This is a genomic window from Streptomyces sp. CB09001 (assembly GCF_003369795.1).
GTDB lineage: Bacteria > Actinomycetota > Actinomycetes > Streptomycetales > Streptomycetaceae > Streptomyces.
In genome coordinates this window covers 3004893-3019415 of the sequence record NZ_CP026730.1, presented here as the reverse complement: position 1 = coordinate 3019415, position 14523 = coordinate 3004893, and the positions used below count along the sequence as shown (strand labels likewise).

13 protein-coding genes are annotated in these 14523 nt (G+C 72.1%); 7 read left to right on the top strand and 6 right to left on the bottom strand.

The features are described from left to right. Positions 1 to 109: 109 nt before the first annotated feature. Complete coding sequence (locus C4J65_RS13710; RefSeq protein WP_115742677.1) at positions 110 to 1303, top strand: RtcB family protein; 1194 nt, start codon at positions 110 to 112, stop codon at positions 1301 to 1303. A 33-nt stretch (positions 1304 to 1336) separates the two neighbouring features. On the opposite strand, the gene C4J65_RS13705 is transcribed toward C4J65_RS13710, so the two are convergent. Together C4J65_RS13705 and C4J65_RS13700 are read right to left on the bottom strand one after the other, a co-directional pair. After that, complete coding sequence (locus tag C4J65_RS13705) at positions 1337 to 2119, bottom strand: SDR family NAD(P)-dependent oxidoreductase (RefSeq protein WP_115742676.1); 783 nt, start codon at positions 2117 to 2119, stop codon at positions 1337 to 1339. A gap of 55 nt (positions 2120 to 2174) precedes the next feature. Further along, positions 2175 to 2513, bottom strand: coding sequence for a YnfA family protein (locus tag C4J65_RS13700; RefSeq protein WP_030145264.1), 339 nt, complete (start codon positions 2511 to 2513; stop codon positions 2175 to 2177). Between the two features lie 127 nt (positions 2514 to 2640). Here C4J65_RS13700 and C4J65_RS13695 point away from each other — a divergent pair, with 127 nt between their 5' ends. The 5 genes from C4J65_RS13695 to C4J65_RS13675 all read left to right on the top strand — a co-directional run bounded on the left by C4J65_RS13695 (position 2641) and on the right by C4J65_RS13675 (position 6998). Further along, positions 2641 to 3762: an LLM class flavin-dependent oxidoreductase gene (locus tag C4J65_RS13695; protein ID WP_115742675.1), complete on the top strand. Its 1122-nt coding sequence runs from the start codon at positions 2641 to 2643 to the stop codon at positions 3760 to 3762. After that, entirely contained in the window at positions 3759 to 4427 is a 669-nt protein-coding gene (locus C4J65_RS13690; protein ID WP_115742674.1) for a CE1759 family FMN reductase, read from the top strand. The genes C4J65_RS13695 and C4J65_RS13690 overlap by 4 nt, the downstream gene beginning before the upstream one ends. A gap of 104 nt (positions 4428 to 4531) precedes the next feature. After that, positions 4532 to 5872: a transferase gene (locus C4J65_RS13685; protein ID WP_115742673.1), complete on the top strand. Its 1341-nt coding sequence runs from the start codon at positions 4532 to 4534 to the stop codon at positions 5870 to 5872. Beyond that, a complete protein-coding gene (locus tag C4J65_RS13680; protein WP_205351005.1) occupies positions 5869 to 6381 on the top strand; it encodes a hypothetical protein in 513 nt (170 codons plus the stop codon). The genes C4J65_RS13685 and C4J65_RS13680 overlap by 4 nt, the downstream gene beginning before the upstream one ends. Positions 6382 to 6440: 59 nt before the next feature. Next, the gene (locus C4J65_RS13675) at positions 6441 to 6998 is read left to right on the top strand and encodes a hypothetical protein (protein WP_115742671.1); all 558 of its coding nucleotides are present in this window, start codon (positions 6441 to 6443) and stop codon (positions 6996 to 6998) included. 116 nt (positions 6999 to 7114) lie between these two features. Here the strand turns inward: C4J65_RS13675 and C4J65_RS13670 are convergent, their stop codons facing one another. The 4 genes from C4J65_RS13670 to C4J65_RS13655 all read right to left on the bottom strand — a co-directional run bounded on the left by C4J65_RS13670 (position 7115) and on the right by C4J65_RS13655 (position 11881). Further along, positions 7115 to 8572, bottom strand: a complete 1458-nt coding sequence (locus C4J65_RS13670) for a macro domain-containing protein (protein ID WP_115742670.1) — start codon at positions 8570 to 8572, stop codon at positions 7115 to 7117. Between the two features lie 226 nt (positions 8573 to 8798). Next, a complete protein-coding gene (locus C4J65_RS13665; protein ID WP_115742669.1) occupies positions 8799 to 9548 on the bottom strand; it encodes a nucleotide-binding protein in 750 nt (249 codons plus the stop codon). Further along, a complete protein-coding gene (locus C4J65_RS13660; RefSeq protein WP_115742668.1) occupies positions 9545 to 11137 on the bottom strand; it encodes a hypothetical protein in 1593 nt (530 codons plus the stop codon). The genes C4J65_RS13665 and C4J65_RS13660 overlap by 4 nt, the downstream gene beginning before the upstream one ends. 6 nt (positions 11138 to 11143) lie before the next feature. Continuing rightward, complete coding sequence (locus C4J65_RS13655) at positions 11144 to 11881, bottom strand: hypothetical protein (protein WP_115742667.1); 738 nt, start codon at positions 11879 to 11881, stop codon at positions 11144 to 11146. Between the two features lie 602 nt (positions 11882 to 12483). On the opposite strand from C4J65_RS13655, the gene C4J65_RS13645 reads away from it, so the two are divergent. After that, positions 12484 to 14517, top strand: a complete 2034-nt coding sequence (locus C4J65_RS13645; RefSeq protein WP_115742666.1) for a flotillin family protein — start codon at positions 12484 to 12486, stop codon at positions 14515 to 14517. Positions 14518 to 14523 lie beyond the last annotated feature (6 nt).

The window sequence follows — 14523 nt, the reverse complement described above, 5'->3', positions numbered from 1 at the left end:
TGTATCGCACGCGCCGCCGTGAACGCCGGTCAGTCGTCCCTTTGGCTGCCCTTGGCGCCGGTTTTGCGCTTCGAGACTTCTGTTTGTTTTCCGGGGGAATGAGGACGATATGTCGTACGTGGAGATGCCGGGCGCGAAGGTGCCGATCCGGATGTGGACCGACCCGGCGACGGTCGAGGAGGGCGCGCTCCAGCAGCTGCGCAACGTCGCGACCCTGCCGTGGATCAAGGGCCTCGCGGTCATGCCGGACGTGCACTACGGCAAGGGCGCGACGGTCGGCTCCGTGATCGCGATGAGCGGCGCGGTGTGCCCGGCCGCGGTGGGCGTCGACATCGGCTGCGGCATGTCGGCGGTGAAGACGTCCCTGACGGCGAACGACCTGCCCGGTGACCTGTCCCGGCTGCGCTCGAAGATCGAGCAGGCGATTCCGGTGGGGCGGGGGATGCACGACAGTCCTCTTGAGCCGGGGCGCTTCCACGGGCTGGCGACCGGCGGGTGGGACGACTTCTGGGGGCGGTTCGACGGAGTCGCCGAAGCGGTCAAGTTCCGTCACGAACGGGCCGGAAAGCAGATGGGTACGCTCGGAGGCGGAAATCATTTCGTCGAAGTGTGCACGGATACGACCGGTTCTGTCTGGCTGATGCTGCACTCCGGTTCCCGCAACATCGGCAAGGAACTGGCCGAGCATCATATCGGCGTCGCCCAGAAGCTCCCGCACAACCAGGGTCTGGTCGACCGCGACCTCGCGGTGTTCGTCGCGGACACCCCGCAGATGGCCGCGTACCGCAACGACCTGTTCTGGGCGCAGGAGTACGCGAAGTACAACCGCACGCTCATGATGGCGCTCCTCAAGGACGTGGTCCGCAAGGAGTTCAAGAAGGCCAAGCCGGTCTTCGAGCAGGAGATCAGCGCCCACCACAACTACGTGGCCGAGGAGCGGTACGACGGGATGGACCTGCTGGTGACCCGCAAGGGCGCGATCCGCGCGGGTTCCGGGGACTTCGGGATCATCCCCGGCTCCATGGGCACGGGTTCGTACATCGTGAAGGGACTCGGCAACGCCAAGTCCTTCAACTCCGCCTCCCACGGCGCCGGTCGGCGGATGAGCCGGAACGCCGCCAAGCGCCGCTTCTCCACCAAGGACCTGGAGGAGCAGACGCGGGGTGTGGAGTGCCGCAAGGACTCCGGCGTCGTGGACGAGATCCCGGGCGCCTACAAGCCGATCGACCAGGTCATCGACCAGCAGCGCGACCTGGTGGAGGTCGTGGCGAAGCTGAAGCAGGTCGTCTGCGTGAAGGGCTGACGCCCGGACGCGCCAGGTGCACCGGGGGCGGGTCTACGCCTCTCGGTGCACCTTCGTGTTCGAGGCCTGGGCGCGGGGGCGGACGACCAGGAGGTCGATGTTGACGTGGGCCGGGCGGGTGACCGCCCAGGTGATGGTGTCGGCGACGTCGTCGGCGGTCAGGGGGGCGGCGACGCCCTGGTAGACCTTGGCCGCCTTGTCCTGGTCGCCGCCGAAGCGGGTCAGGGCGAACTCGTCGGTCTTGACCATGCCCGGCGCGACTTCGACGACGCGGACCGGGCGGCCGACGATCTCCAGGCGCAGGGTCTCGGCGAGGACGTGCTCGCCGTGCTTGGCGGCGACGTAGCCCGCGCCGCCCTCGTAGGTGGACAGGCCCGCGGTCGAGGAGACGACCACGATCGTGCCGTCGCCGCTCGCCTCCAGCTTGGGGAGCAGGGCCTGGGTGAGGTTGAGGGTGCCGATGACGTTCGTCTCGTACATGCGGCGCCAGTCGTCCGGGTCGCCGGTGGCCACCGGGTCGGCGCCGAGCGCGCCGCCCGCGTTGTTGACGAGGACGCCGACCGTCTTGAACGCGGTGGCGAACTCGTCGACCGCCTCGCGGTCGGTGACGTCCAGGGGGTAGGCCGTCGCCTTGTGCCCGGCCGCCTCGATCTCCTCGGCCAGCGCCTCGATGCGGTCCTTGCGGCGCGCGGTGAGGACGACGCGGTACCCGGCCGCGGCCAGCTGCCGGGCCGTGGCGGCGCCGATGCCGCTGCTCGCGCCGGTGACGACGGCGATGCGGGAGGCGGCGGACGGGGCGGCTGCTGCGGTGGCCATGGGGCTGCTCCTGGTGCGTACGAAGGGCGGTGCGGACGGTCGCCGCCCAGGGTAGTCAGCCGCCGTTGCGCGGGGCCCACATGATCAGGGCCATCCCGGCCAGGCAGACCAGCGCCCCCGCGATGTCCCAGCGGTCCGGGCGGTAGCCGTCGGCGACCACGCCCCACAGGATCGAGCCGGCCACGAAGATCCCGCCGTACGCGGCGAGGATGCGGCCGAAGTGCGCGTCGGGCTGGAAGGTGGCGACGAAGCCGTAGGCGCCGAGGGCGAGGACCCCGCCCGCCGCCCACAGCCAGCCGCGCTGCTCGCGCACCCCCTGCCAGACCAGCCAGGCACCGCCGATCTCGAACAGGGCGGCGACGACGAAGAGGGCGGCGGAGCGGAGCACGAGCATGCGGGCAGCTTCGCACGCCGGGTGCCCACCGGGTTCGTCCGGAGCGGCGGACCTGGGGGAATAACGACCGGGGGCGCTCCGTTCCAGGGTATAGTTGAACAGTCAACAACCTGGAGGTTGAGCGATCATGCAGTTCGGCATCTTCACCGTCGGCGACGTCACGCCCGACCCGACCACGGGCCGTACGCCGACCGAGCGTGAGCGCATCAAGGCCATGGTCGCCATCGCGCTCAAGGCCGAGGAGGTCGGGCTCGACGTCTTCGCCACCGGTGAGCACCACAACCCGCCCTTCGTGCCCTCGTCGCCGACGACCATGCTCGGCTACGTCGCGGCCCGCACCGAGCGGCTGGTCCTGTCCACCTCCACCACCCTGATCACCACGAACGACCCGGTGAAGATCGCCGAGGACTTCGCGATGCTCCAGCACCTGGCCGACGGCCGGGTGGACCTGATGATGGGGCGCGGCAACACCGGCCCGGTCTACCCCTGGTTCGGCAAGGACATCCGCGAGGGCATCAACCTCGCCGTCGAGAACTACAACCTGCTGCACCGCCTGTGGCGCGAGGACGTGGTGAACTGGGAGGGCAAGTTCCGCACCCCGCTCCAGGGCTTCACCTCCACCCCGCGTCCGCTGGACGGGGTCGCGCCCTTCGTCTGGCACGGGTCGATCCGCTCGCCGGAGATCGCCGAGCAGGCGGCCTACTACGGCGACGGCTTCTTCCACAACAACATCTTCTGGCCCGCCGACCACACCAAGCGCATGATCGAGCTGTACCGGGCCCGCTACGCCCACTACGGGCACGGCACGCCCGAGCAGGCGATCGTCGGCCTCGGCGGCCAGGTGTTCATGCGGAAGAACAGTCAGGACGCGGTGCGCGAGTTCCGGCCGTACTTCGACGAAGCACCCGTGTACGGACACGGACCGTCGCTGGAGGACTTCACCGCGCAGACGCCGCTCACCGTCGGCTCGCCGCAGCAGGTGATCGAGAAGACGCTCGCCTTCCGCGACTACGCCGGTGACTACCAGCGCCAGCTGTTCCTGATGGACCACGCCGGGCTGCCCCTGAAGACCGTCCTGGAGCAGCTCGACCTGCTCGGCGAGGAGGTCGTGCCGGTGCTGCGCAAGGAGTTCGCCAAGGACCGTCCAGCGGGCGTGCCGGACGCGCCGACCCACGCGTCCCTGCTGGCCGCGAAGGCCGCCGGGCAGGACAAGCGGGACAGCCATGACAAGGAAGGAGCGCGCGCATGAAGCTCGTCGTCGTCTCCGCGGGGCTGAGCGTGCCGTCGTCCACCCGGCTGCTCGCCGACCGGCTGGCCGCGGTCGCCGCCCCGGCGGCCACCGCGCCCGAGCCCGCCCCGGCCGACGTCCGGGTGATCGAGCTGCGCGACCTCGCCGTGGAGATCGCGCACACCTTCACCAGCGGCTTCCCGGCACCGGCGCTCGCGGACGCGTTCGCCGAGGTCGCGGCGGCCGACGGACTGATCGTCGTCACGCCGGTGTTCTCGGCGTCGTACAGCGGGCTGTTCAAGTCGTTCTTCGACGCGCTGGGCGTCACCGACGAGGACGCCCTCACCGGGAAGCCGGTCCTGATCGCCGCGACCGGCGGCACCGCCCGGCACTCCCTGGTGCTGGAGCACGCGCTGCGGCCGCTCTTCGCCTACCTGAAGGCGGTGATCGTCCCCACCGGGGTCTACGCCGCCTCCGAGGACTGGGGCGCGGAAGGGCTCGACGCCCGGATCGGGCGGGCCGCGACTGAGCTGGCGGCCCTGATGGCGGGGCTGTCGGGGCCCTCGCGGGCGTCCGGGCCGTCCACGGGGCGCCCGCTGCCGAAGCGGGACTCCTTCGAGGAGGTCACGCCCTTCGCGGAGCGGCTCGCCGCGCTGAGCGTCCCGGGCCCGAGCCCGGCGCCGTAGGGCGGCTGCCGACGGGGGCCGGGCCCCGGCCGTATCACCGGATCGTGTGACGCCGACGGGGTTCCCGCCCGGCCCGGTCGGCGGTTCACTACGGTGTGGCCAGGATGAGCAGACCCCAGCCGGGACGGTCGCCCGACCGGGTGCCCGAGCCGCCGCTGCCCCGGTGGCTGCCGGCGGTGTTCCCCGCTTCCCTCCTGGTGGCCGTCCTGTGGGGGCCGGTGTACGCGGCGGTGCTGTGCGCCGTGGCCTTCGTGGCGGTGGCCTACGCCACGACCAGGAAGCCCGCGCTGTGGCACCTGGCGGCCGGGACCGGGCTGTGCGCGACGGGTGTGCTGGCGCAGGCGTTCGCCTACTACGTGATGCTGCGGGACGGTTCGCTCGGCCCCCACGGGAGCGCGGCCGTCCTTTTCCTCCTGGGCCTCCAGTTCTTCCTGCACGGCAGGAAGGTGCGGCGCGCGGCGCAGCTCGGCCTGTCGGGACTGCGGCGGCACCGTGCGGAGAACGGGCTGCTCAAGCCCGCCGCGCCGCTCGGCGAGCCGCGGCCCGGGGCGCGCTGGGTCCCCTTCACGATGACGGCCGTCTTCGGCGCGGTCGTCTCCGGGCTCGGCTCGCTGTTCTTCTGCCTCACCCTCCTCGCCCTGCGGGACCTGCTGACGACCGACGACGATCCGTGGTGGGCATCCCTGGTCGTCGTCGGTCTGTCCGTGCAGACGGTCCTCTTCATGGGCCTGGGCAACACGATCCTGCGCACCGGAGTGCAGTACTACGACACGGTCGTCTCCTCCCCGGACGACCTCGCGGGCCGCCAGTACGTCCTCTACCTGCGCTCCTTCCGCGACGACCAGCGGCTCTCGCGCCCCCACCGCATCCCCCTGGCCGGTGCCTGGCTGGGCGCCGCCGTCGGCATCGGCCAGGGCGAGGAGGAGCGCATCGCCGACGCCCTCTCCTGGGCCGGCACCCTCGTCGGGGTGGGGGCGCCCGGGGAGCGTGTGCCCCGGGCCGGTGCCCGGCGGTTGTACCTGCCGGCGGACGACTGGCAGACACCGGTGAGCACCATGATGCGCGGCGCCGCGCTCGTCGTGATCGTGCTCGGGAAGGGCCGGGGGACGCTCTGGGAGATCCGCGAGGCGATGCGGATCCTGCCGCCGGAGCGGCTGCTGCTGCTCGTACCGATGAAGGAGAAGGCGTACGACGAGTTCCGCGCGCTCGCGGGCGACCTGGCGCCCGGTGTGCTGCCCGCGTACCGGCGCAGCCGTGCTTTGTCGTCGCGGGTCCGGGGAATCATCCACTTCGAGCCGGACTGGACGGCGGAGTTCGTCCGCCTGCGCCGGCCCTCACCGCTCGAAGACCAGCTCGTGGGCTCTTTGGACCGTGCCATGTGGCCCGCCATGGTGCGCCTGACCGAACTCGAACTGCGGGCGGACGGGGGGCACGGCGAGGCATGAGTGACATGGGGGACGCGCTGTGGAACACGGAGGTCGGCCCGGCCGAGTACTCGGTGGCCGACGACCGCTACCGGCAGGCGGTGCTCGACCAGTACAAGCTCTGCGTGGAGATGGCCGACCGGGTCAGTGCCCGGCGGAATCTGACCAACACGTTCTTCCTGTCGCTCAACAGCGCGGTGGTCGCCGTGGTCGCCGCGGTGTCGGGCGGCGCCCCGGCCGACGCGTCCGTCCCGTTGCTGCTGGCCGGGCTGGTCATCCTGCTCGTCCAGTGCGCCGCCTGGTACGTCATGGTGCGGTCGTACCGGCAGCTCAACCGCGCCAAGTACGCGGTGATCGGCGCCTTCGAGGAGAGGCTGCCGGCGTTCGCGTACAGCAGGGCGGAGTGGGGCGCGCTGGGCGAGGGCCGGGACTGGCGCCGGTATCTGCCCCTGACCTACGTCGAGCAGTGGGTCCCGGCCGTCTTCGCCGTCTCCTACGTCATGGGATTCTCCGCCCTCGTCGCCCGGTGAGCCACGGGCCGCGATAGGATCCGGGGCCTGCCGGCAGGCCATCGACCGAGGGGGAGACCGTGACGGCCCTCGCGGTGACCGGGCACATGGACCTGACGGAGGAGAGCGTCCCCGCGGTCCGCGCCGCCCTGGACGAACTGCTGGCCCGGTACCGGGACTTGGACCAAGATCGGGACCAGGACCGGGACTGGGGTCAGAGCTGGGACCGGGGCTCAGGGAAGCCGCTCGTCGGGATCTCCTGCATCGCCAAGGGGGCCGACTCGCTGTTCGCCGAAGCCGTACTGGCCGTCGGCGGTCGCCTGGTCGTCGTCGTCCCCTCGCGGGACTACCGCCGCAGCACGGTCGAGCCCGACGACGCCCCCCTCTTCGACCGTCTCGCCGCAGCCGCCGACGAGGTCGTCGTCCTGCCCCGCGAGAGGGCCGACCGGCAGGCGTACGAGGCCGCCAACGCCCTGCTCCTCGAACGTGCCGACCGGCTGGTGGCCGTGTGGAACGGCGAACCGCCCAGCGGCCGGGGCGGCGGCACCGCCGACCTGGTGCTCGCGGCCCGGGCGGCGGGGATCCCCGTCGACGTCGTGTGGCCGGAGGGGGCCGCGCGCCGGGCGGACTCCCGGTAGGAACGGCCGCCGACCCGCGCGGACCGGTGCCGGAACCCGGAACCGGAAGCGGTTCGGAAGCGGTGGGCCGCTGGTTCCGGAAGCGGAGTCCCTGATGCCGTAAAGGCATGTCGACGTCACCGGCGGCCGTACGCCCCACCGCTGTCGCCGGCGCCGGCACCGGTGTCCTGGCTCCCGGTGCCGGCGCCGACGTCGGCGCTGGTGCCGGAGTCGGCGGTGCTGTTGGTGCCGGGCAGTCGCGCGGTGCGCAGATAAGTGCCGAGCGCCGACAGGTCGGTCCGCTCCAGGTCGGCCGGGCGGATCACGACGCGCAGCTCGGGGGCGGTCGCCGGATCGCGGCGGCAGTGGTCGGCGAAGCTCTCCACGATCATGAGCAGCAGCCGGGTGCGGTCCAGCTCCACGATCCGGGCGAGACCGGAGCCGATCAGGGGGATCGCGAGCGGCCGGTACATGCCGTACCGGGCGACGGCCGGCCACAGGGTGTCCAGGCTCGCCCGCAGATCGGCCGGTCCGGAGCGGGCGACGAGGTCGTTGCCGAGCCGGGAGTAGGCCACGGCGAAGACCCGGCGGCCGTCCACCGTCAGCGGCACGGTGGTGCCCAGGGGGTAGCGGACGCGCCGGCCGCGCGGCTTGTCCTGGGGCCGCTCGGTGCGCAGCGGCCGGAACGCCCTCAGCCCGGCCTGGATCCGGTCGTCCAGCAGCTTGCGCTCCCCGCCGAACAGCCGCTCCACCAGCTGGCCCTGGACGCTGTCCCGGCTGATCACCAGATCCTGCTCGGTGGCGGTGTCGAAGGTGTCGGTGAACCCGACGACCAGATTGGCGTCCTCCTGGTCGAACAGGTCGCCCCGCACCACCACGAGGTCACCGGCGCCGGGGAACGGCTGCCGCAGCAGTTCCCGTCCGTGCCGCTCGCGCAGCCGGGTCCGCAGGGCGCCGAGCAGCTCGGCGACGTCCTGGTCGTCCGGCCGCTCCCGGGCCATCCGTTCCGCGACCGGCAGCGCGAGGTCGTGGCGGCCCAGGTCCATCCGGCTGCGGATCAGCTGGCGGCGGGCGGTCTCGTACAGCGCGGTGAGCCGGCGCACCAGCGGCCGGGCGAAGTCCTCGTCGCCCGCCTCGGCCAGGGGACGGCCGCGCACCAGGGCCAGCGCCGCGGCCAGCCGGTCGGCGGCCGACGCGGGCGCCGCGAGCAGCGCGGAGTCGACCAGGTCGGTGAACTCCGCGCAGTCCAGTTCGTCGGGCGCGAGCACCAGCCGGTACGCCGTCTCGGGCGCCGGGCCGGCCAGCAGTTGCTCGGTGCGCAGCACCCGGGCGCCGTCACCGCGCTGCGCGGGATCGAGGGCGCGGCGCAGTTCGAGGACGCGTTTTTGCACTTCGTTGCGGTGGCGCTGCGCCGCGTGCGGCTGGTCGCCGGCGAGTGCCCACACGTCCCGGTGCAGTCGGCGCACCGGCACGGGCTCGCCGTCCGCCGCCACCAGCCGGACCAGCAGCCGTGTCGTCAACGGGGTCAACCGGGCGGGTGCGCCGTCGATTTCGAGCCTGGCCGGACCCAGGACGCTCACACGGATGCGCGCCATACAAGTGGTCTCCACTCGCTTCACACTCTCCCGACCGGTGGTCGCGGGAGAGGTGTCGGCAGCGTATCAATTGTCCGTTTGGGGGAGTTGTGGTTTCGGCCGGTTGGTGCGGGCCGGCCCCCGGGACACGTACCGCGGTGACGGGACGTGCCCCGGGGGCCGGTTGCGCCGGTCCCCCGAGCGGCGCCGGATCCGCCGGGCGACTGCGCCGGCGGTGGCAGGACGCCTACGGCCGGCGGTGGTAGGCCGACAGGTGGCGGAAGGGGTAGGTCTGGCGCCAGTCCGAGCCGGTGTCGTTGACCGTGCAGCCCGCCAGTTTCAGCCGTTCCACGATCTTGCCCAGCGCCGTCTCGGAGCCGTCGAAGCGGATGACGTTGCGGCCGGCGATGTCGGCGATCGGCCGCACCCCGCCGACCTCGACGATCAGCGTGCGCTCCGGGTAGGCCATCAGCACCATGCCCAGCTCGATCAGGACGTTCGGGCGCGGCTGGCACACCGGCCGGGTCTCGTGGTCCGGTTCGTCGTGGCCGCGCAGGTCCGGGTGGAGGGTGACGATGTCGTCCGGGGTGAGCAGGACCAGCGCCGCCTGGGCCTGGGCGGGGGCTCCCGCGACCACGTCGCCGAGGAAGGGGGAGGCCTGGCCGGTCGCCCGGACCAGGTCCTCCCACTCCTTGGGCCGCAGGTCGAGCCGGCGCAGCAGTTCGTACATCTCGCGCCGCACCTGGTCGTCGCGGCCGTGCACGACGAAGACGCCGCGGGCCCGCTCGGCGTCTGAGGGCACCGCGGTGGCCGGGCGCCGCCACCCGTCGGCGTACGGCTGTGCGGGCGGGGCGGACGGCGCGGGCGGCGCGGCGTGGACGGGGGAGTTGTCGCCGAAGGTCTGGGTGGTGTCGGTGTTGCCGGTGCTCTGGTTGCCCCCGAAGTTGTTGGTGCTGCCCTGACCGAAGCCGTTGCCGTGGAACTGCTGGCCGCTCATGCCTGCCGTGCCTCCCTGGTGACGCCGGAGTTGTTGCCGAAGGTCTGGGTGGTGTTGGTGTTGCCGACGCTCTGGTTGCCGCCGAAGTTGTTGGTGCTGTTGGCGCCGAAGTTCTGCTGGAGGATGTTGGTCTGGTTCGCCTCGTGCTCCCGGGTGTCGACGTCGTGGTCGCGCAGGAAGTCGCCGACGATCTGCAACAGGTGGCGCTCGATGATCTGGATGTACTTGATCGCGTCCGACTCCTGGAAGAAGTGGTGGAAGGCGTGGTCGGGCGCCAGCTCGCGGACGCTGGTGAGGGCGCCGCAGTCCACCGCGGTCAGGGCGTAGCGGCCGAGCCGGAACTCGCTGGTGTCGGCGGGCTGGCCGACCAGCTTGCGGACGGTGTCGGTGGAGAAGCGGCTGGGCAGCCGTTCGCGCAGCGGGTTGGTGATCAGCCGCAGCAGCTCGCCGGGCGCGCTGCGGGTCACGTCCCAGGCGATGCGGCACATGAGCTTGCCGTCGATGGCGGCCGGCAGCCGGTCGGCGAGGTGGAAGCTCTCCGGCAGGGGACCGAGCACGTAGGTGTAGAACTCGGTGTGCAGGGTGCTGCCCTTGATGTCGAAGCCGATGAACACCGAGGTGACCAGCTCCTGTTGCCAGGCTCCGATGCGGACGCACAGGTACTCGCGGCGGGCGTCGTAGTCCTCCCGCCAGTGTGCGGCGGTGTGGTCGGGGTGGCCGGGGTCGGGCGTGTCCAGGAGCACGGCGACGGGGTCGCTGCCCTCGGCGGTCCGCACCGCCTTGGTGAACCGGCGCCGGTCGACGGAGAGCAGTTCGACGCGGTCGCTCGGCGCGGGCTTGTCGCGCAGTTCCGCGAGCAGTTCCTCGCAGACCCGGGTGGTGATGTCCTCGACCGTGAAGGGGATGATCGGCTTGCGTTCCGTCCGCCCGGCTCCGTCCGTGCCGTCCGTGCCGTCCGCCGGTCCGTGCTGGGCGGGGACGTGCCCGTTGAGCAGGGTCTGGCCGAGCGCGCCGGCCCGGGACCTCGGGGCGCCGAGCAGCAGTTCCGCGTTGGCCCACCGCTTGACCGAGTGGCCCGCGCCGATGAACGGCTTGTAGCCGCCGTAGTACACGGTGTCCGAGGCCTGCTCCCGGTTGATCTTGCCGACCAGCTCCGGGGTGAGGCGCGAGGTGATCGGGTGGGAGCCGTCGAATCCGGGGCGGTCGTCCGCCGGGGGCGCGAGGTGCTCGGCGAGGGCCTGCAGGACGGCGAGCCTGCGCAGGAACATCGTGGCCCAGGCGAGCCAGAACGCGAACAGGGCGGCCGTCCAGCCGCCCAGCACGTCCGCGGCCATGAGCAGCGCGATGACGGCCGCGCCCGCCCCGAGGGCGATCAGCTGGTTGCGGCGCAGGTTGTGGGCGGCCAGGGCGTGCGCCAGGACGGGCGCGGCGTCGTAGCCGTAGGAGGGGGCCACCACCCGGTAGCGGTGGGTCAGCAGCTCCCGGATGACGGCCTTGCGGTAGACGGGGTCGAGGTAGGTGCCCGCGCACAGCAGGCGGGTGGCGTTGCTCGTCGTGTCCGGGGGCGGCGGGGCGGCGTGGGTGGTCATGGTTGCTCAGTTCCCTTCCCGCATGTCGGCCGAGGTGATGACGCCGCCGCTGACCGTGTAGGTGCCCTCGTACGTCGTCTGCGTGCCGTCGGTCTCCCAGGCCACGACCGTGACCGAGACGTCGTCGCCGGACGTGCCGGTCACGGTGACGTCGTCCCGCTGCGTCGTCCCGAAGCCGGCGACGAAGGAGTCGTAGTCCTGGTCGAGGTTCCTGCCGCCCAGCTCCCACGCGGCCGCGAAATCACGGTTGTTGATGGCGTCGAAGTACGCCGTCACGGTCGCCTCCGGCCCGCTCCCGTCGGCGGTGGTGTCCTCGGCGGCGGGGTCGTCGGTCGCGGTGTCGCCGGTCGTGGTGTCGTCCGTGGGGGTCTCGTCCGTGGTGCCGTCGCCGTACGTGCCGTCGTCGTACGTGTCGTCGCCGTAAGTGCCGTCCTCGTACGTGCCGTTGCCGCCGTACGTGCCGTCGGGGTCGGTGCCGTCCTCCGAGGTGCCGTCGTCGGCCGTGCCCTCGTCGGTCGTGCCCGACCCCCAGTCCGGCAGCGCTCCGCTGCCGTAGAGCCCGTCGGTGGCGGGCGCTCCGTCGTCCGGGCCGGTCGTGGCGAGCACGACGGCCAGCACGACTATGAGGACGAAGGGGACCGCGATCACGGCCAGGGCCTGGTTGCGTACGGGGCCGGGCGTGAGTGCGAGCCCCGGTGCGGGGTAGGAACCCCTGGCGCCGGACGGGACGCGTGTACTGCTCATCTGTCACCTCATTGCCGCCGGTATCCGGCCGGGCGGATACGGCACGCGTCCCGAGTGGGCCGATGTGCCATGTGCATCGCCCGATCCGACCAGTGGCGGCGCTTCCGGAACCAGATTTCCGGGGTTCCGATGCGCTTCCGATCGGCTTCCGGTATGGCCGGACCGTCGGTCGCCCCGCTGATCGCCCCGGGCGGCTCACCGGCACCCAAGCCCTGGTGAACGCTTCCGGAAACCGGCAATGCGGATAGGTGGCGCGGTCACGCATCATGGGGCGCACGGGGGAGCACCGCGGAGAGGGGGCCGGGCGATGACGACGAACACGACGCACAGTCCGTTCGTCCGCCCCCTCCACCAACTCCGCCCCCGCCCGGACGAACCCGGCCGCGCGTCTCGCGCCGCCGGTGTCGCGGCGCACGGCCGCCGCGCCGTCTGAGACCCGCTCACCGCCTCTGCCGGGGGCCCGGCGCGGGCGTGGTCCGTCCGAAGACCCGCCCCCGGAACCACGCCTGTCCGCACGGGCGTCACCACACCAACATCGGCGGCGGCCGGCCGCGCTCGTCCGGCCGCCGTGACAGCCGCCTCATGCCGTAAGGACGTATGCCATGGAAGTCATCGGTGTCCTCGCCCTCGTCTGCCTGCTCCTCCTCGCCGTCGCGCTGTTCGGCGTCTCGCGGCTCTTCCGCAAGGTGGAGCAGGGCAAGGCGCTGATCGTCTCGAAGATGCGCAAGGTGGACGTGACCTTCACCGGCCAGGTGGTGCTGCCGGTGCTGCACCGGGCCGAGGTGATGGACATCTCGGTCAAGACGATCGAGATCACGCGGGCCGGCAAGGAGGGGCTGATCTGCCGGGACAACATCCGGGCGGACATCCGCATCACCTTCTTCGTCAAGGTCAACAAGACCGTCGAGGACGTCGTCAAGGTCGCCCAGGCGGTCGGCACGGCCCGCGCCAGCGACCGGGACACGCTGCAGGAGCTGTTCCACGCGAAGTTTTCCGAGGCGCTGAAGACCGTCGGCAAGCAGCTGGACTTCACCGACCTCTACACCAAGCGCGAGGAGCTTCGGTACCGGATCATCGAGGTCATCGGCGTCGACCTCAGCGGGTACCACCTGGAGGACGCGGCGATCGACTACCTGGAGCAGACGCCGCTGACCCAGCTGGACCCGGCCAACGTCCTCGACGCCCAGGGCATCCGGAAGATCACCGAGCTGACGGCCGTGGAGCACGTGCGCACCAACGAGGCGCGGCGCACCGAGGAGAAGGAGATCACCCGGCAGAACGTCGACGCGCGCGAGGCCGTACTGGAGCTGGAGCGCCGGCAGGCCGACGCCGAGATCAAGCAGAAGCGCGAGATCGACACCACCCGGGCCCGCGAGGAGGCCGAGACGGCACGGGTGGTGGAGGAGGAGCGGCTGCGCGCGCAGGCGGCGTTCCTGCGCACGGAGGAGCAGCTCGGCGTGCAGCGCGAGAACCAGGCCCGCGAGGTCGCGGTCGCCGCGAAGAACCGCGAGCGGGTCATCGCCGTGGAGAACGAGCGCATCGAGAAGGACCGCATGCTGGAGGTCATCGGCCGGGAGCGGGAGACCGAGCTGACCCGGATCGCCGCCGAGAAGGAGGTCGAGGCCGAGCGGCGGGACATCGCCGAGGTCATCCGCGAGCGCGTCGCCGTGGACCGCACGGTCGCCGAGCAGGAGGAGTCCATCAAGAAGCTGCGCGCCGTGGAGGAGGCGGAGCGGGACCGGCAGACCGTGATCATCGCCGCCGAGGCCCAGGCGCAGGAGCGGCTGGTCAAGGACATCAAGGCGGCCGAGGCGGCGGAGGCCGCGGCCGGCCACCGTGCCGCCGAGGAACTCACCATGGCCGAGGCCCGGTTGAAGAGCGCCGACCTGGAGGCGCAGGCCAAGCTGCGGATGGCCGAGGGCATCCAGGCCGAGGCGGCCGCGGCGGGCCTTGCGGCGGTCCAGGTCCGCGACAAGGAGGCCGAGGTCATCGAGAAGGCGGGCCGCGCGGAGGCGGAGGCGACCGGGGCCCGGATGCGTGCCGAGGCCGAGGGCGCGCGGGCCAAGGCCCTCGCCGAGGCGGAGGCCATCGGCAGCAAGCTGAAGGCGGAGGCCGCGGGACTCACCGAGAAGGCCGCGGCGATGGCCGCCCTGGACGACGCCTCGCGCGGTCACGAGGAGTACCGGCTGCGCCTGGAGGCGGAGAAGGACATCCGGCTGGCCGGCCTGGACGTGCAGCGGCAGGTCGCCGAGGCGCAGGCCACGGTGCTCGCCACCGGCCTGGAGAACGCCGACATCGACATCGTCGGCGGCGACACGGTCTTCTTCGACCGCCTGATGTCCTCGGTCGCGCTCGGCAAGGGCGTCGACGGGTTCGTCAAGCACTCCGAGACCGCGCGGGCCCTCGCCGGGCCCTGGCTGGACGGCTCGTCGAGCTTCACCGACGACCTGACCCGCGTACTGGGCTCCTTCTCCACGGCGGACGTGCAGAACCTGACGGTCTCCGCGCTGCTGATGAAGCTGATGAAGTCGGGCGGCACGGACGCCGGGCAGGTGCAGCGCCTCCTGGACCGCGCGGGCGAGCTCGGCCTCGCCGACACCCCGCTCACCGCCCTGAACGGCACGGCCAGGGCCTGACCGGCC